A 17,651-nucleotide genomic window follows, 5' to 3' on the forward strand; every position below is an offset into this window, starting at 1 on the left:
TATTAATAAAAGAAACAAGATGGCTGAGTATAGTCGAAGCTTCAATTTCCTTAAACTAATAAGTAGCAAAAATTTAACAAGCTTAAAAGGCTTTTGCTACTGAATCAATATCTTTTACTAGTAAGAGTTTTAGTGATTAGATAATTAGATTATTTATCGGTTTGTGAAACTACTCACCTTCCCAAGGGACAGCGTATCCGCACTCACCAACATTAGGGCAAGCTTTTTGCTCACCATCTTTTTTAGTAGTTTTATGTAGAAGTATCGGAGAATCACACTTAGGGCAAGACTCTTTAATCGGAGGATACCAATAAGCATTCTTGCATTTAGGGAATCCTGAGCAAGCGTAGAAGACTTTACCTTTACGAGATTTTTTCTCAACGATAGTATCTTTGTTACACTTAGGACAAGTCACACCTGTATCTCTAGGTTTTTCTAGGGGTTCCATATGTTTACATTTAGGGTAGTTTGAGCAACCAATAAACTTACCATAACGACCTTGCTTAATATGTAAATCAGATTCACATTTAGGGCATTTTCTATCTTCAACAACTACAGGCTCTTCTTTTTCAACTTCGTTACCGTCAGCATCAACTCTACGAGTATATTTACATGTAGGGTAGTTTGTACAACCAATGAATCGACCATTTTTACCTAAACGAGAAGATAGCTTACTGCCACATTCTGGACAATCTTCATCTAACTCTTCCGCAACTACATCTTTACGATCTACTTCTTTTGCAATCTTGTCTATTCTAGCTTTAAACGGTTCCCAAAATGCTGTTAGGACACTCAGGTAGTCATTACTGTTGTGAGCTATTTCATCTAGTTCTTTTTCAAGGCCTGCTGTATAAGAGTATTCAACATATTTCTTGAAATATTCTGTTAAGAATTTGTTTACTACACGACCTTTGTCTGTAGGAGCAAAACGGCGTTTCTCTAACTCTACATATTCTCTTTGCTGTAAAGTAGAAATAATCGATGCATAAGTAGAAGGGCGACCAATACCATGCTTTTCAAGAGCTTTTACTAAAGAAGCTTCTGTATATCTAGGAGGAGGCTCTGTTGAGTGAGCTTTTGTGATGATGTCTTTAAGCTTAACTTTTTCACCTTTTTCAAATTTTGGTAAAGTTTGCTCTTCGTCAGAGTCTTTTTCATCCTCATCTTTCTCGACATTATAGAGGCTTAAGAAACCTGCATCAACAATCACAGTACCTGTAATTCTAAATTTATGTTTGTTATTTTCAGTGATAAGATCAACAGCAGTACTATTTAAAGTAGCGTGCTTCATTTGACAAGCGATAGTTCTATTCCAAATTAAGCTATAAAGCTTAAATTCATCAGCTGTAAGATGGTTTTTCATCTCAGCAGGTGTTCTATTTGCTGCAGTTACTCTAATAGCTTCATGGGCTTCTTGAGCATTTTGTGATTTTTTACTAAAAACTCTGGGCTTAGCTGGTAGCATACCTTTATCGTATTTTGATTCAATATAGCCACGGATATCGTCTAATGCATCGTTTGATAAGTTTGTAGAGTCTGTTCTCATATATGAGATTAAACCAACAGATTCGCCGTCACCTAAGTCTTTACCTTCATAAAGTTTTTGTGCTGTAGACATTGTTTTTTTTGCACTAAAACCTAGCTTTTTAGAAGCCTCCTGTTGAAGTGTAGATGTTATAAATGGAGGATATGGATTTCTACGAGATTTTTTCTCAGTAATTCCATCAACAGTTAGCTCACCATTTGCATCTTTGATTATTGTTGTTTTAGCATCTTCGGCAGATTTTTCATCTGTAAATGAGAACTGTTCTATTTTGTTATTATTAAACTCTGTTAGGTTTGCTAGAATTTTTCTTTTTTTAAAAGTCTCTGCAGTTAAGCTCCAGTAGTCTTTTTTTATGAAACTTTCTCTTTCAATTTCTCGTTCTACAATCATACGTAAAGCAGGACTTTGAACACGACCAGCAGAAAGACCAGATGTGATCTTTCTCCAAAGTAGTGGAGATAAGTTGAAACCAACCAAGAAATCTAGAGCCTGTCGAGCTTTTTGAGCGTTTACTAGATCCATAGACAATTCTTTTGGGTTTGCTATAGCAGTTGAAACAGCAGATTTTGTGATTTCATTGAATGTAACTCTATAGACTGTTTTGTCTTTCAGAAGCTTTGCATTTTTTAAAACTTCTTGAACATGCCAAGATATAGCTTCCCCTTCTCTATCTGGATCGGTAGCAAGATATATATTGTCAGCAGATTTTGCTGCTTTTTTTATAGCATCTATATGCTTTTTACTTCTGTCATTGATTGTGAATTTGATTTTAAACTTATCATCAACATCAATTGAGGTGTTTTTTGATGGAATTTCACGAACATGACCGAAAGATGCCAATATCTCAAAATCATTGCCAAGATATTTTTTGATAGTCTTAGTCTTTGCAGGAGACTCCACGATTACTAAATTTTTTGCCATTTAATTTTTTGCCTTAAGAATTCAAAATTATAAGAAGAGTGTTCTAACTTTATATGGTTCTTTTATAAAATATAAGAAAATACTATAGCTTTCAATAGCTAATATACAAAAGTTAGTTTTATAGCTTGTAAATATAGATTATAATTTCTGTAATTAATCTAATGTTAGAAAACAAATTATCAGGTTTTAAGGTTTCAAAATGCAAAAAGATGCAAAAGTAATTTCGTTGCTACAACAAAAAGGCGGGTCAGGTAAAACAACAACTGCGATAAATATTGCATGTGGTCTTAGTGACTTAAAATATAAAGTAGCAATTATAGATATGGATAAAGATAAGCCAGATGCTTATATGTGGATGACAAAAAATAGTGAAGATACTAGTTTTGTTTATAATCTTGATGAGAAAAATATTCGTGAGAAAGTTAAAGAGTTAAAACCTGAACTAGACTTCATAGTTATTGATACGCCACCAAATTTTCAGACCGCAGCTTTAAAGTCAGCCTTATTATCAGATTTGGTAGTGATTCCATGTTCACCAAGTGGTATGGATTTATCTGGACTTATAGAAGCTAAAGATCTTGCTCTAACTGCTGATAAACCATACAGGTTTTTTGCAAATCGAGTGCAGATGCAATCTAATATGTCGAAAAGTTTGATGGATTTTTTTGAGGCGGATGGACATTTTTTTGAAAGCTATGTTTCACAAAGTGTGAAATTTATCGAAGCAGAATCAGAAGGTCAGTATATTGGACATTATGCAAAAAGTTCTAAAGTACATATTCAAGTTAAAAAGCTTGCTAGAGAAGTCGTAGAATTTTTTGGAGATAAATAAATGGCAAAGAAAATTTCATTAGCAAATCGAAAAGTTAATAAACAAGTTCACGATACTGTAGGGCAAGAAAAAAAGGATATTCTTCGTGCAATGCAATTACAAGAGCTTAATGAGCAAGCAAGTAGAGTTGGCGAATTTTTTGAACTACCATTAAGTCTTGTCAAACCTGATGCTAATCAGCCAAGGAAATCTTTTAAGAATATTGAGTCATTAGCTGCAAGTATCAAAGAAAATGGTGTAATACAGCCAATTATTGTAACTGCAAAGAAAAATGATGGTACGCATTATATTATTGCTGGTGAAAGAAGATATTTAGCATCACAGCAAGCTGGATTAGCAACTATACCTTGTATTGTTCGCCAAGAAGAAAGTGATGCTAGTATACTTTTGTTACAGCTTTTAGAGAATGATCAGCGAGAAGGTGTATCACCTTTTGAAGAGGCTGACGCGTTAAGAGATTTGATTGAGCAAAAAAATGTAAAAAAAGCTGAGATAGCGAAAGTACTTGGCCGTGAAGCTAGTTGGATTTCAATGCGTCTTAAAATTGCTGATGCTAAAAGTAATATTCGTGCATTGGCTGATAATGGTGTCATAGAGGATGTTAGAACTCTTTATGAGTTAAAGAAATTTGCTGAAGAGATGCCAGAGGGAGCTCATGAGTTTGTAGAAAAAGCTTTGGCGAATAAAATTTCTGGATCATATAGGTCGGCGATTACTAGATATAGAGATAACTGGAAGCGAAAAGCAGAAATTATTGATAATGAGAAAATGGATATTATTAGTATAAAAAACATATCTAAAGATGATAACATCTTAAGAATCAAAGGTGCTAGAGCTGGATCTAAGTCTTATACTTATTCATTTGAAATAACTGATGAATTTAAACAGTTATTATTTGATGCACTGATAAAGTAAATTATGAAAATAGCTATATTACAAACAGATCATATTCCTAAACATCGCCGAGGTGTTGCTGGTGGAAATTACCCAGAAATGTTTGCTAATTTATTTTTTAGGCTTTCGCTTATTATAGATTTTGATACCTATGATGTTACAGAAGGGCAATATCCTAAAGACTATAGTATATATGATGGTTTTATAATAACAGGCAGTAAAGCAACAGCTTTTGATAATCTACCATGGATAGAAAAATTAAAATCGGTAATTACAGAGATATATAAAAATGGGCAAAAAATAGTAGGGATATGTTTTGGGCATCAGATATTAGCCCAAGCATTAGGTGGGGCTGTTAAACGTTCAGAAAAGGGTTTTGCAGTTGGTGTAAGAAATGTTGAAGTTACAGCTACTAAGCCTTGGATGGAACCATACCATCACTATTTAAGCTTACTTTTTTATCATCAGGATATGGTAATAGGATTACCTGAAAAGGCTGAGCTTATAGCAACAAGTGATTATTGTCAGGTGCAGATGTTTTGTGTTAATAATCAGATATTTGGAATACAAGCACACCCTGAGATGTTAAAAGTGCATAATCATGCTTTAATAAAAGAGTATCAAGATGATATTAAAAATGAATTCCAGCATGCATTAGAGAGCTTAAGAATTAGAGATAACAGTTTAGTTATAGGTCACTGGATGGCTAACTTTTTTGAATATAAGGAATGATTATGGATATTAAGCGATTAGTAGTGTTTGGTGATAGTCTATTAGATACAGGTAATGTTATTAAAACTCTTGGTGTGCCTGGAAAGCCATATCATGACGGGAGATTCTCAAATGGTTTGGTATCAACAGAAGTTTTAGCAAATCTGATAGCTAAAGATCAGGGTGTGGAGTTTGTGGATCATAAAAACTACGCTATCGGTGGAGCTTTTACTCATGGTTCAAATCCAACATCTTTACTTAAAAACCATGCATTTCCAGTTTCTGAGCAGCTTACAAGGTATGAAAATGAAGAGGGGCGCTTTAAAGAAGATGACCTTGTTGTAATAAATGGTGGGGCAAACAACTTCATGTTCACTATTTATACTGAAATTCCATACATAAATGTTACAGCGAAATTAAGAGTAGCTCGTGACTTGCGTAAAATAACTCGAAAAGCTATTAAGATGGGTGCAAAAAATATAATTGTTTGGAATATTCCAGATGTAACAAGAGCCCCAGCCTATAAGGATTATCTTACTAACTGGGTTGGTAAATTTTTTAGATCATACTTACAGGTGAATATCAATCTACAGAATGGCTTGTTACGTAATAGAATAGCAGACCTACAAATAATTTTTCCTAAAGTAAATATTAAACTTTTTGATTTTTATACCTTACTTAATGATTGTGGCGATAATCCAGATAAATATGGCTTAGAAAATACTACAGATGTATGTGTGGATAGTTATGGTGGTGCAGATTCTTTAGGTAATATTCAGTATGATATTGAGATAATAGCAGATCCAGAGAAGTACTTATGCTGGGATTACTGTCACCCTACAGCTAAAGCAAATAGAATAGTTGCAGATGGAATGTTTAAACTATGGAAACATAATCTTTGAATAATTTAGACCAACAAGTCAAGTTTATAGTGGAGCTTGAAAAGCTTAAATCAGTTTACAGAAAAACTTGGATTCCATGTGATAATAACCGTAATGAGAATACGGCCGAGCATAGTTGGCAGGTAGCTTTAGTAGCAAATATTTTAAGTGAGTATGCTAGTGTTGAGATTAATATTGCTCATGTGACAAAGATGCTTCTTTTACATGATATTGTTGAAATATATGCAGGAGATACATTTGCCTTTGCTTCAAATGCAATTTTAGCAGAACAACAGGTTAATGAGTTAAAGGCTTTAGATAGATTACTTGATTTACTACCTAAAGATCAAAGGAAATATTTTAAAGATATTTGGCTTGAATACGAAGAAGCTAAAACAAATGATGCAAAGTTCGCAAATGCTATAGATAGAATAGTTCCTGCCTTTCAAAGTTTCGCAAATGCTGGGGGAACATGGAAAAAGTTTAATGTTTCTAAAACAAAAATTTTGCAAAGGAATAAATATCTAAAAGAAGTTGCACCTAGGCTATATGAATACTTACTTGAAAAAATTGATAGTCATTTTGAGGGAGACTATTATAAATAATCCATTTATATTTGGCTATACATTTGATACATATTTGGTATTATTTTAGTATTCACCTTATAGTTTTTAGGAAGTCATATGAAAAAAATAATAGGATTAATATTTTTAATGGTTGTTTTTGCAATTGTATCTTGTACTACTGAGAGTGGAGATTCATTTGGTTATCAAACTCCTCCTTCATCAGTGAAAAACATGGATTCTACAGAGCCTGGGCCTTTACAGCAGCCTGGAGGCGTAGCAGCAGAAATAGAAAATAATCAAGGTAATCCAACTAATGGTTCTGAATTTACTGTTAGAGAATAAGCTTTTAAGGTTCTATATCAACAATTTTTTTACCATCAACGCTTGATGCTTCATTTAAATCGTTATTTTTTGTCTTATTTTTATGCCTGTAGTGTGTTATAGGTCCTGATAGAGCATAACCCATCATTAGTAAATATAGTAATTTCTCAGGCATAGTGAAAAGCATTAGAATAATAAGCATGAAACAAACTACATAGAGTTTGCTTATATTGCCTTTGCCATCACTATCTTTAAAGCTTCTAAACTTGATATCACTAATCATCACAAATGCTAAATAAAGAGCTGTAAATACAGTTAAGCTAACAGTAATGAAATCATAGTGCCCAATAAATGTTCTTTGTCCTAGCCAAATAAGGCCTGATATGGCTACTGCTCCAGCAGGGCACGGCATTCCATAGAAATACTTCCTTCTTTCTATAGCAGAATCTTCTGTTATATCTTTAATAGACATAGTATCAAATTTCGCTAATCTAAGAGCAACTGCCAATAAATATAAAAATGCTATTGCTGCACCAACTGAACCTAGTCTATGAAGGCTCCAAAAGTACATCACTAAAGCAGGAGTAGCTCCAAATGAAACAACATCTGCAAGACTGTCTAATGCAGCACCAAATTCAGTCTGAGTGTGGGTGTATCTAGCAACCTTGCCATCAAAAGCATCAGCAAATCCAGCTAAAAGCATATAAACAGCACAAGATACAAAGTGTGATTGAAAAGCTGAGATAATTGCTAGGAAAGCAAAAAGTAGGCTTGCACTGGTAAACAAGCTAGGCAGGATGTACTTAGATTTCTTCATATCAATATTTTCTAATAACCACATAGGAATCCTTTTATTTTAATAAGTCTGGTCGTAAGTTTTTAGCTTTTCGAAGATAAATATGTTGTATATCTTCTTGAGTTTTATTTGTATTATAAGTCAACATTACTCTAATGCAAAGAGCTAAAGAGTTTTTACATTTCATTTGTTGACAGTCTAGTAATGGGACAGTTGTTAAGCCTATTTTTCTGGCAGCAACAGCTGGAAATTCTGAAGATATATCATTAGTAGTCGTGAATATGATATTTACAATATCTTTAGAATCCACTGAGTTACTGGAGATAATTTCATTTAAAAGCTCTATAGTAGCATCTATAACTAGTTCTTTACTATCATTGTTTATAGTTGTAGCACCTCGAATAGATCTTTGCATTTTACACCTTTACAAGTTTCTGTTTTAATAATCTTGGCAGTGGGAAGTAAACTTCTTCTTTAATACCGTCAAAGTCTTCAACCTGAACATTGCCATTACACACTTGAGATATTTTAGTAATAATATCTTGAACTAAATATTCAGGAGCTGATGCACCAGCACTCACACCACAAGACTTTTTATTATCAAACCAAATTTTATTTATATCTAAAACATTATCAACTAGATAAGCGTCAATACCTTCATTACTAGCAAGCTCTCTAAGTCTATTCGAGTTGGAGCTGTTTTGTGATCCAACGACTACAAGTACATCAATCTCATTTAACATTGACTTGATAGCTGTTTGGCGGTTTTGAGTTGCGTAACAGATATCTTCTTTCTTAGGTCCTTTTATAGCTGGGTATTTGCTTTTTAAGCTGGCTATAATGCCTTGTGTCTCATCAACTGAAAGAGTAGTTTGGGTTGCGTAGTAAAGGTTTTGGGGATTATTTATCTGTAGTTTTGAGACATCCTCTTCACTTTCAACCAAATAAATAGCTCCTTCAGTACTGCGATATTGTCCCATAGTGCCTTGTACTTCAGGATGCCCTTTATGCCCAATTAAGACACATTCAGCATCATTGTTGCTAGCTTGTCTTACACCTCTATGAACTTTTGTTACTAGTGGGCATGTTGCATCATATAGTACTAGATTTTTTTTTGCGGCTTCACTTTCTACTTTTAAAGATACTCCATGAGCACTAAATATACAGACTGAATCATTTGGAACTTCATCAATCTCTTTTACAAAAGTTACACCTTTTTTCTTCAAGGAGTCAACAACAACCTTATTATGAACAACTTCGTGCCTCACATAGACAGGAGTTTTTTCAACCTCAAGTACTTTTTCAACAGTTTCAACTGCTCTGCTTACTCCTGCACAAAAACCACGAGGATTAGCTAATAATATCTTCACTTATTTCTCCCTCATTTTCAGCAATTTCTAAGATTTTAGATTCAAAAACTATTATTTGCCCAGATAATGGGTGATTAAAATCCACAGTTACATCAAACTCTTCGATTTCAGTAATAAGACCAGGAAGTTTAGAACCATCTTTTTGACTGAAAGAAACTATTAAACCTTCTTCAAGCTCCATATCTTTAGGGAATCTTTTTTTAGGTACAGAGTAGATACTAGAAGGATGTTTTTCACCAAAAGCTTCATCTGGCATTAACACGACTCGTTTACTGTCACCAATTTCAGAACCTATAAGTTCATTTTCAACCTTATCGGTAAAGCATCCTTGACCCATTTGAAATACAAAAGGTCTGTTATAATTTTCAGTATCCTCTGCTATGGTTCCATCTTTTAAACGAAATTTAAAGTGCATTTTAACGAAGCTATTGTCGGTAATTCTCATTGTTTTATATTAGTAATTATCTTTTGTACTAAGATACCATATTTAGTTTATTGAGTCATTATATTTGCCAGGTAGACATTTTAATTTGAAGTGAAATAGTTGTCTGATTTAATATTACTTTATAAAAATACCCAAATAGAGTACTATTGTGGTATATAAATAAGAAAAATTTAAGAATAAACTGAATGTCTTTTTTAGTAGCGATTGTAGGTAGAGCCAATGTTGGAAAATCTACCTTATTTAATGTAATGACAAGCTCGCGTGATGCTCTTGTTTTTGATTTTGAGGGTGTTACACGAGATCGCCAATATGGTCAAGCGAAATATGATGATCTTGACTATCTTGTAGTGGATACAGGTGGTATTTCTGATAATGATGTCGGCTTTGATGAGTTTATGGCAAGACAATCAGAAATGGCTATAGATGAAGCAGACTTAGTGTTTTTCATTGTTGATGGCCGTTCTGGAATTACAAGTGGTGATGAATATGTCGCTGATTTGTTGCGTCAAAAAAACAAAAAAGTAGTCGTAGTAGTCAATAAAGTTGATGGTGTTGAAGAAGAAGCAGCGATGTCTGATTTTTATAGCTTCGGCTTTGACAAGGTTTTTGCTATTTCTGCAGCTCATCGTAGAAATACACAGAAATTAATCGATAAGTATCTGAAAAAACCACTTGATGCATACTATAAAGATTACACTCAAGCAGAAGAACATCGCGAAGAGCAACGCCATGGCATTCACTTCTCATTAATTGGTAGACCAAATGTAGGTAAATCAACTCTTACAAACCGTATGCTTGGTGAAGATAGAGTTGTTGTGTATGATATGCCAGGTACAACGATTGACAGTGTTAGCATTCCATTTGATAGACATGGTAAAAAATACACAATTATTGACACAGCAGGAGTGCGCAAAAGAGGTCGTATAAATGAGACTCTTGAGAAATTCTCAGTTATCAAAACTTTAAAAGCTATCCAAAACTCGAATGTAGTAGTAGCTGTGATTGATGCAAGAGCAGGACTTTCTGAGCAAGATTTAAGCCTAATAAATTTCGCAGTTAAAAATGGTCGCGCAATAGTTGTGGCTGTCAATAAATGGGATGGTATGAGCGAAGAAGATCGTGCCTTTGTTAAGAAAGAGTTAGATAGAAGACTGTTTTTCTTAAAAGATTATGTTGATATTTTATTTATATCAGCGTTACATGGTACAAATGTTGGACATATATTTGAATCAATAGAAACAGCTTATGCTTGCGCAACGAAGAAAATAACTACAGCAGATGCTACTAGGCTGATGCAACTGGCTGTTGATGCGCACAATCCTCCAGTAGTTGGTAAGTTTCGTATTAAGTTGAAGTATGCTCATGTAGGGGGCCATAACCCTCCATTGATTGTTATTCATGGTAATCAGGTTGTTAAACTGCCTCATTCTTATAAGAAATATCTTGAGAATTTTTATCGTGAAGCATTAGATTTTCGTGGTACACCAATAGCATTTGAATTTAAGCAATCTGAAAACCCTTATGCAGATAGAAAACCAAAGAGAGTAAAAGATGAAAGCAATAAGAGTAAAAAAGCTAGATAATATAGCTGACGATATAACTATTAATATTAGTGGGGCTAAAAATGCTCTATTACATCTTATCTTTGCAGGTTTAATCCCTGCTTCAAAAACAGTTTTTTCAAATGTTCCAACTACTTTACTTGATTATAAAGGAGCTAAAGAGATTTTAGAAAGTGTAGGCGCTAAAGTTGTTGAGAAAGGTGAAAATGTAGCTATAGATACAAGTAAAATTACAAAGGATACGTTAGAGTTATGTGGTAATCAAACATCAAAAACTCGTTGTTCACTAATGCTTCTAGGAGCGATGCTAAAGCAAAAAAGTCGTGTAAAAATTGGTTTTCCAGGAGGCTGTAGTTTTAGTGAAAAAAGACCTTTTGATATACATCTTGAGGGGCTTGAAGCATTAGGTGCTGAAGTGGTTTTAGGTGATGAGTTTATTGAGGTTATCTATAAAGAAGAAAAAAATGCAGAATACAAAATGCCTTTTCCATCTGTTGGCGCTACGATGAATCTCATCATGTATGCTGTAATTGGAAGCTCTAAAGTAATCTTAGAAAATGTTGCTCTTGAGCCAGAGGTTGTTACGCTTATTGATTATTTAAATAAGTGTGGAGCAAATATAAATTTTGATACAAATAGTCGTAAAGTTGAGGTTGATGGAGTTACAAAGCTTAAAGGTTGTGAGTTTGAGATTATTTATGATCGTATTCAGGCAATGACTTATGCTACGATGGCATATTTGTATAAAACAAATGTTACTATAACTAACATTAACACGGGCGATACTAATAATATTAAAAAACCCTTAGAAAAGCTTACAAATGCTGGGGCTAAATGGGAGTATGATAGCGATAAAAATTTAATTAAATTTTATGGTAAAAACAGCTCGCTAAATGGTGTAGATATTATCGCAGCACCGTTTCCACATTTTCCTACAGATTTACAGCCTATATATGCCATTATGTTACTGATGGCTAATAGCACGAGTACTATTCAAGACACGGTATATCCAGAGCGACTAAATTATGTGTATCAAATAAGAAAAATGGGATTTGATTTGTCGATAGATAATAACCTTATAAGAATAAATCCTATTGAGAAACTGAGTGAAATTCGGCCAGCTACAATGAGTGTTAAGGATTTGCGAGCAGGAATGGCATGTTTGATGGCAGGCTCATTACTTGAAGAATCCTCAACTATAAATAATGCACATCAAATATTTAGAGGTTATAACAATCTTGTTGAAAATATGTCGCATTTTATGAAAATAGAAGTTCTGAGTGAAATAGAGTAGGATTGTGATGTCAGAGTATATATCTTTAGAAAAATATAATACATATAGGATTAATGCTGTTGCTAAGCATGTCTACTTTCCAAGTTCAGAAAGTGAGGTTGTTGAGATTGCTAAAAAGCACGATAAATTATTTTTTCTAGGCAATGGTAGTAATATTATTTTTTCTAAAGAGAGATACGAAGATGATATAGCTTTTATAGTATTTTGTGAAAAATTTAATAATTTAAAAATACAAGGTAATAGTGCAAAGGTTGAAGTTGGAGTTCTATTACAAGATTTAGCTTTAACAACTTATCAAGCAGGGTTGAGTGGGGTTGAAACATTTTATGATGTGCCAGCAAGTGTTGGAGGAGCCCTGATAATGAATGCTGGTGCCTATGGTGATGAAATATATACTCTTGTTAAAAGTGTCAGAGTACTTGATTTAAAAACTAAAAAAATTAGAGAGTATCAAAAAGCTGACATTGAATATGGGTATAGGTATTCGATGTTTAAAAATAATCATGATATCTGTATATTATCAGCAGAGCTTGAGTTTGAGAAAAAGCCTAAAAACCAAATAAAAGCAAAACTTGATGATATTTACTCAAGAAGGCTTGCAAACTTACCCCAAAAACCAACAGCAGGGAGTGTTTTTAAGCGGCCTCAAGCAAATGTGCCAGTCGGTGTGATGGTTGAAGAATTAGGGCTTAAAGGTAAAACAATTGGTGATGCTCAAATCTCTCCTAAACATGCAGGTATTATAGTCAATAGAGGGCATGCTAAAGGATCGGATATTATAGCTTTAATTGAGTATATTAAAGAACAAGTCTCCAAGCATTATAATATATGCTTGCATGAGGAACAAATTATAATTTGATGGTGCTTATTCGATAGTTGCTATATGCTCAAAATTTACTATACTTCTTTTAGGTAATTTATTTTTATGAAAAAGATGACAAAAACTGTTCTAATATCGCTATTTTTACTTGTAGGCATTGGTTTGGGTGTTGCTAGTGAAACTTATCAGGGAGAACATTCTGATAAAAAACTTGGGTTAATAAGTAAGAAGACTACAAATACTGGTGGTTTACAGCCTGATGAAAAAGATAGTAGCTATAGTTATGACGAGAAGTATGAGGATCTATTGACTCATATAGATACGTCATATACTGATGACTATGAGATTGATTCTGATAAATTAGATGGTGAGCTTTCAAGCTATGAAGACGATTACCAACATCTTTTAGCTGAAGCTGAAAAAATAATTGGTAAAGATAAAGTTGATGCATTAACGAAGAATGTTGAAGAAGTTGCAGTAACACCCAAAAAAGAGCCTAAAAAAATAATAAAAATAAAACAGTTAGATGATGCTAAGAAAAAATTGCATGAACAAAATGATTCTATGGCTATAGATTATAGTAAGGCTAGGGATTTAGATTCTGATTCAGATGGTGAAAATATTTATCAAGGTTTATTGGATGCGTTAAAAACTGATAAAAAAATTGATGGTATGTTTAAGCCTGATGAAAATGAGGGAGGAGAACATGATGAGCATGATGAGGAACATTATAAGTATAAGATGGATAATGGATTTCCACTTGAAGAGATAATGACAGTTGGACTCTTTAATGGAGAGCAGAAGCGCTTTAAAAAGTGTTTAATCCTGAAAAAATATGGCGGGGGTACATGGAGAACATATTGCCAGCCATTAGCTAAGCCTACTAAATGTTCTGATCAAGAATGGCGTGATTTATCTACTATGCCAATTATGTATTGTTAAATTTAGTACATAATTTCAGATTATTAATTTTTTCTATCCTTTTTTGAAATCAGCAATTTGTTTCTTAAGATCCTCAAGGCTTACTCTGTTAGGGTTTGCTTTGGGTTTTAAGTCAGAAGAATCTTTGCGAACAGCATAGCCATATAAAGCTTCGACTTCTAATTGAAAATTGTTTTTTAGTTCGGCTATAAAACTTTGCCATTTGTTTTTGCCTGTTAGAGAGGTTTGCATTTTAGTATCTGCTAAAGGCTCATTAAGCTCGCGAATATCATTAAATAGCACATTTGTATCTTCATAGGTAAAAGTGATTAAATCACTCTCTATAGCGGGAGACTTGTAAGCGCTTGATTGAAGCATGCCTCCCCATGTTTTAGCATCTATCATAGCATTTGTATGAGGTAAGTTATCGATGGTTGAAAAAGCTGAGTTTATAGAGCTAAAACTATTATCACCAAAAGTGGAAAATAGAAGAATCCCTTCGTGGTTTAGCATTTCATAGTACTGATCAAGCTTATCTGCAATGTTAGGGTTAAGATGAACCGTAGTGTTTGATATTATTAGGTCATATTTTTGGAGTAAATTATTAGAAATATTTGCTTCAGGAAACCTATCTTTTAAAACACTTATATAAGATTCATCTTGGTAACCGTCAATAAAAATATTCTCAGGATTAAGGTTTATAAATTCTAACCTTTTTAGGAGTCTTAGGGCTATTTCATTTTTTATAAATGAAGTGTTATATTTACGACTTGAGTTGAGTCGTTGATTAAAAAAAATATAGTTAAACATTTGTTTTTATGTGTAGAAAGTGACTTTGAAATAGAGTATATCACTTATGATTTATTGTCAAAAAAGTGATAATAATTTCCTCCCAACTCTTCTTTTGTCATGAATATTGCAGTATTTACTTGAATAAGTAGTTTAGCTATATTGGTGTTGGAGTTGTTAATATAGATCTGAAAGGCTAAATATTTATTTACATTTGCCTTTAAAACTTATAAGTTTATTAATTAAATATATACTGGTTTTCATAGAGAATTTATGAGTTTTAATATTGGAGTATTTGGCTCCTTTGATTTTAAAGGTGCTTCTGAGCTTAAAAGCGAGATAACTTCAACAGGACCTAAGATTTATGAGTTTAACCTAAAAGAAGATGTAGTTAGTCAAATACAAACAAATAATATTCAAGTATTGATCCTAAATTTGCAGAAAAAAGATTTGCTGATTGAGACTGTTAATAAAATCAGATCTTCAGCTGAGATTTATTTATTACCTGTATTTAGTGTTGCTGAAAACTATGAAATTTATACTGATGCGACATACTCTAGCGTAGAAGGTTTGAGTAGTATATATGAAAAACTAACTGCTAAAAAAGAAACCCTAGTAGATATTGATGGTAAAAGGATGATAAAAGACTGGCAGACAAGATTCTTAACTTATCTGTATACTAGAAAAGGGTTGAAATCTTTAGATGCTTCAGTAGATAAAGTATCTAAATCATTTTATAGTTTTCCATTGATAGAGGTCTTCCATACTGATAACACGAATGTTGCTGAATGGATTGGTGATTTAAAATCAGATGAGTTTTTAAAGATAAAAAAATTTGTAAAATCTTATTTTTGCTGCCAAAAGTGTGATTCTGCACGAATACTTTATTCTGAACAGTGCCCTGATTGTAAAAGCGAAAATATTCTCTTGACTGACTTTATACATTGTTATACTTGTGGAAATATGGGTCCTCAATCAGAATTTCTACATAATGAACAATATGTTTGTACACATTGTAATACAAAACTTAAGCATATTGGTCAAGATTACGATAAACCTTTGGAAAATTATTACTGTAAGAGTTGTAACTTTAGTTTTTTAGAACCTAATGTTATTTCTGAATGTATCGATTGTGATAACAAGTGTGACACAGAACAACTAAAAAAAATGAGTGTTCATAATTATGAATTAACTCAAAAAGCTGAGCATTTTATTAGTATCGGTTTGAATTATGCGATGTCTGTTTTCGATAATATAAACTATATAGTCCCTGAATTTTTTTATAACTTTATAGAATGGTCATCTCTCATGCAAAAAAGGGATGAGTCATACGCATTTTCATTATTGAGGATAAATATCTCTGATAATGTTAATGTTAATGTTGATGAAATAGTACTCATTTCAAAAAGCCTTAAAGCTGTTTTACGAAAAACAGATATGCTTACAAGAATAAATGGTCAAACAGTTTGGGTATGGCTTCCAAATACGCCAATAGATGGTGCAATGGTAGTCTTGGAGAAACTTAATACTATTCGAGTATCAGAAGGGGCGAATGCTGAAGATATGACTAATATAAAAGCATTTTCATCGGAAGACTTAGGAGTTGTTCAAGATGCTAAGATATTGTTGATTGAGCTTGCCAATAAGGATTAAGCAACATGGAAGAATTGTATATTTTATATAATTATGTTTTAGGCTTACTCTCTAACCCTAAAGAACTTTTTTTATCTGTATTTGTAGTAGTATTACTTGTAGAAACCCCCTATACTTTTTTTATTTTTTTAAGTGTTTTAGGTAGCTACTTTCATCAGTTAATTACACCAAATAAAAAAGAACCATATTATCCTAAGGTAAGCTGTATTATTACAGCTTACAGTGAAGGCAAAGATATTTTAATTACTCTGAAAAGTTTAGAAGAACAATTTTATAAAGGACATATCGAAGTTTTAGTAATGATCGATGGTGCAGATGTAAATAAAGAAACTCTTGATGTTGCGATGAACTATAAAAAAACATTTGAGTCAAATAGGAAGAGAACTTTAAAAGTTGTACCAAAATGGCAAAGAGGTGGACATGCATCATCATCAAATCTAGGTTTTAGACTTAGTACTGGAGATTTAGTAATATTGCTTGATGGAGATACTTCAGTCGATAATGATATGGTTAGTAATATGGTGCAACCATTTGCAGACCCTGATGTTATAGGATGCTCAGGAACTATAAGAGTTAGAAATATTAAGAAAAATATTCTTACAAAGTGCCAAGGTATAGAGTATATGTTAGGCATCCAAATGTCGAAGATAGCTTTAAGCAATATTAACAGTGTTAACAATATTTCTGGAGCATTTGGTTGTTTTAGAAGAACATTACTTAAAAAAACCACTTTGTGGCGTAACGGATCAGCAGAAGATCTAGATATGACATTAAGGTTACAATTTTTATTTAAGCGGCATAAGAATCTTAAGATTAAGCATGTACCTTATAGTGTCTCGCATACAGATGCACCAGAGTCAGTTTGGGTGCTTATTAAACAAAGAATGAGGTGGGATGGAGATACTTATTTTATATATATTCGTCGACACCTCAAAAGGTTGTTGCCTAGGTATCTAGGTTGGAAAACTTTTTTTGTTACCTTGTTTTCTGGTTTATTTTTTCATGCTGTGCAGCCTATAGTTATTGTAATAAGTTTGATTTATACAGCCTTTATGTTTCCAGTGCATGTGATAGTGCCTGTATATGTTGCAGTATATATATATTATTTAGTATTGAATTTTGCTTTATTTATTACTTTTATATTGTTAGTATCAGAGAGAAAAAAAGAAGATGCTAAGCTTTGGTATGTATTGTTTGTGATGCCATTTTATTCTGTGTTTTTAAAATTTGTAGCAACAGTCGCAACATTTAGTGAGTTTTTTATTAAGTCTCATAAAGATAGCACTATGGCTCCAACATGGGTTAATAAAAAAGTAGGGTGAAATTTAC

At 32.9% G+C, this 17,651-nt stretch carries 18 protein-coding genes; 12 read left to right on the forward strand and 6 right to left on the reverse strand.

Annotated features, from left to right (window positions below; genetic code table 11):
• Window positions 1-169: 169 nt before the first annotated feature.
• Window positions 170-2,467, reverse strand: a complete 2,298-nt coding sequence (gene topA / locus CDH04_RS01680; protein WP_112869380.1) for a type I DNA topoisomerase — start codon at window positions 2,465-2,467, stop codon at window positions 170-172.
• 199 nt (window positions 2,468-2,666) lie between these two features.
• Here topA and CDH04_RS01685 point away from each other — a divergent pair, with 199 nt between their 5' ends.
• From CDH04_RS01685 to CDH04_RS01710, 6 genes are all read left to right on the forward strand, one after another.
• Window positions 2,667-3,299 carry a ParA family protein gene (locus CDH04_RS01685; protein WP_112869381.1) on the forward strand — a complete coding sequence of 211 codons (633 nt, stop codon included), beginning with the start codon at window positions 2,667-2,669 and terminating at the stop codon, window positions 3,297-3,299.
• Window positions 3,300-4,214: a ParB/RepB/Spo0J family partition protein gene (locus CDH04_RS01690; RefSeq protein ID WP_112869382.1), complete on the forward strand. Its 915-nt coding sequence runs from the start codon at window positions 3,300-3,302 to the stop codon at window positions 4,212-4,214.
• Between the two features lie 3 nt (window positions 4,215-4,217).
• Window positions 4,218-4,925: a glutamine amidotransferase-related protein gene (locus CDH04_RS01695; protein ID WP_112869383.1), complete on the forward strand. Its 708-nt coding sequence runs from the start codon at window positions 4,218-4,220 to the stop codon at window positions 4,923-4,925.
• Window positions 4,925-5,806, forward strand: a complete 882-nt coding sequence (locus tag CDH04_RS01700; protein WP_112870857.1) for an SGNH/GDSL hydrolase family protein — start codon at window positions 4,925-4,927, stop codon at window positions 5,804-5,806. The genes CDH04_RS01695 and CDH04_RS01700 overlap by 1 nt, the downstream gene beginning before the upstream one ends.
• Window positions 5,803-6,390: an HD domain-containing protein gene (locus CDH04_RS01705; protein ID WP_112869384.1), complete on the forward strand. Its 588-nt coding sequence runs from the start codon at window positions 5,803-5,805 to the stop codon at window positions 6,388-6,390. The genes CDH04_RS01700 and CDH04_RS01705 overlap by 4 nt, the downstream gene beginning before the upstream one ends.
• A 78-nt stretch (window positions 6,391-6,468) precedes the next feature.
• Entirely contained in the window at window positions 6,469-6,693 is a 225-nt protein-coding gene (locus CDH04_RS01710) for a hypothetical protein (RefSeq protein WP_112869385.1), read from the forward strand.
• 4 nt (window positions 6,694-6,697) lie between these two features.
• On the opposite strand, the gene CDH04_RS01715 is transcribed toward CDH04_RS01710, so the two are convergent.
• From CDH04_RS01715 to fkpB, 4 genes are read right to left on the reverse strand one after another with little or no spacing between them, the layout of a single operon-like run.
• Entirely contained in the window at window positions 6,698-7,513 is an 816-nt protein-coding gene (locus CDH04_RS01715; RefSeq protein ID WP_162699177.1) for a CDP-alcohol phosphatidyltransferase family protein, read from the reverse strand.
• A 10-nt stretch (window positions 7,514-7,523) separates the two neighbouring features.
• Entirely contained in the window at window positions 7,524-7,883 is a 360-nt protein-coding gene (gene aroH, locus CDH04_RS01720; protein WP_112869387.1) for a chorismate mutase, read from the reverse strand.
• A gap of 1 nt (window position 7,884) precedes the next feature.
• Window positions 7,885-8,838, reverse strand: a complete 954-nt coding sequence (gene ispH, locus CDH04_RS01725; protein WP_112869388.1) for a 4-hydroxy-3-methylbut-2-enyl diphosphate reductase — start codon at window positions 8,836-8,838, stop codon at window positions 7,885-7,887.
• Window positions 8,819-9,283, reverse strand: a complete 465-nt coding sequence (fkpB, locus tag CDH04_RS01730; RefSeq protein ID WP_112869389.1) for an FKBP-type peptidyl-prolyl cis-trans isomerase — start codon at window positions 9,281-9,283, stop codon at window positions 8,819-8,821. The genes ispH and fkpB overlap by 20 nt, the downstream gene beginning before the upstream one ends.
• Window positions 9,284-9,468: 185 nt before the next feature.
• Here fkpB and der point away from each other — a divergent pair, with 185 nt between their 5' ends.
• The 4 genes from der (at window position 9,469) to CDH04_RS01750 (ending at window position 13,901) form a co-directional block, all read left to right on the forward strand.
• A complete protein-coding gene (der, locus tag CDH04_RS01735) occupies window positions 9,469-10,866 on the forward strand; it encodes a ribosome biogenesis GTPase Der (protein WP_112869390.1) in 1,398 nt (465 codons plus the stop codon).
• Window positions 10,835-12,139, forward strand: coding sequence for a UDP-N-acetylglucosamine 1-carboxyvinyltransferase (locus tag CDH04_RS01740; protein WP_112869391.1), 1,305 nt, complete (start codon window positions 10,835-10,837; stop codon window positions 12,137-12,139). The genes der and CDH04_RS01740 overlap by 32 nt, the downstream gene beginning before the upstream one ends.
• Before the next feature lie 7 nt (window positions 12,140-12,146).
• Window positions 12,147-12,998, forward strand: coding sequence for a UDP-N-acetylmuramate dehydrogenase (murB, locus tag CDH04_RS01745; protein ID WP_112869392.1), 852 nt, complete (start codon window positions 12,147-12,149; stop codon window positions 12,996-12,998).
• A gap of 66 nt (window positions 12,999-13,064) precedes the next feature.
• The gene (locus tag CDH04_RS01750; protein WP_112869393.1) at window positions 13,065-13,901 is read left to right on the forward strand and encodes a hypothetical protein; all 837 of its coding nucleotides are present in this window, start codon (window positions 13,065-13,067) and stop codon (window positions 13,899-13,901) included.
• Between the two features lie 33 nt (window positions 13,902-13,934).
• Here CDH04_RS01750 and CDH04_RS01755 read toward each other — a convergent pair whose 3' ends face one another.
• Window positions 13,935-14,690, reverse strand: a complete 756-nt coding sequence (locus CDH04_RS01755) for a methyltransferase domain-containing protein (protein ID WP_112869394.1) — start codon at window positions 14,688-14,690, stop codon at window positions 13,935-13,937.
• Between the two features lie 252 nt (window positions 14,691-14,942).
• On the opposite strand from CDH04_RS01755, the gene CDH04_RS01760 reads away from it, so the two are divergent.
• Together CDH04_RS01760 and CDH04_RS01765 are read left to right on the forward strand one after the other, a co-directional pair.
• Window positions 14,943-16,322, forward strand: coding sequence for a TackOD1 domain-containing metal-binding protein (locus CDH04_RS01760; protein ID WP_112869395.1), 1,380 nt, complete (start codon window positions 14,943-14,945; stop codon window positions 16,320-16,322).
• A 5-nt stretch (window positions 16,323-16,327) separates the two neighbouring features.
• The gene (locus CDH04_RS01765) at window positions 16,328-17,644 is read left to right on the forward strand and encodes a glycosyltransferase family 2 protein (protein ID WP_112869396.1); all 1,317 of its coding nucleotides are present in this window, start codon (window positions 16,328-16,330) and stop codon (window positions 17,642-17,644) included.
• Window positions 17,645-17,651 lie beyond the last annotated feature (7 nt).

It is taken from the genome of Francisella adeliensis (assembly GCF_003290445.1).
GTDB classification, from domain to species: Bacteria; Pseudomonadota; Gammaproteobacteria; order Francisellales; family Francisellaceae; genus Francisella; species Francisella adeliensis.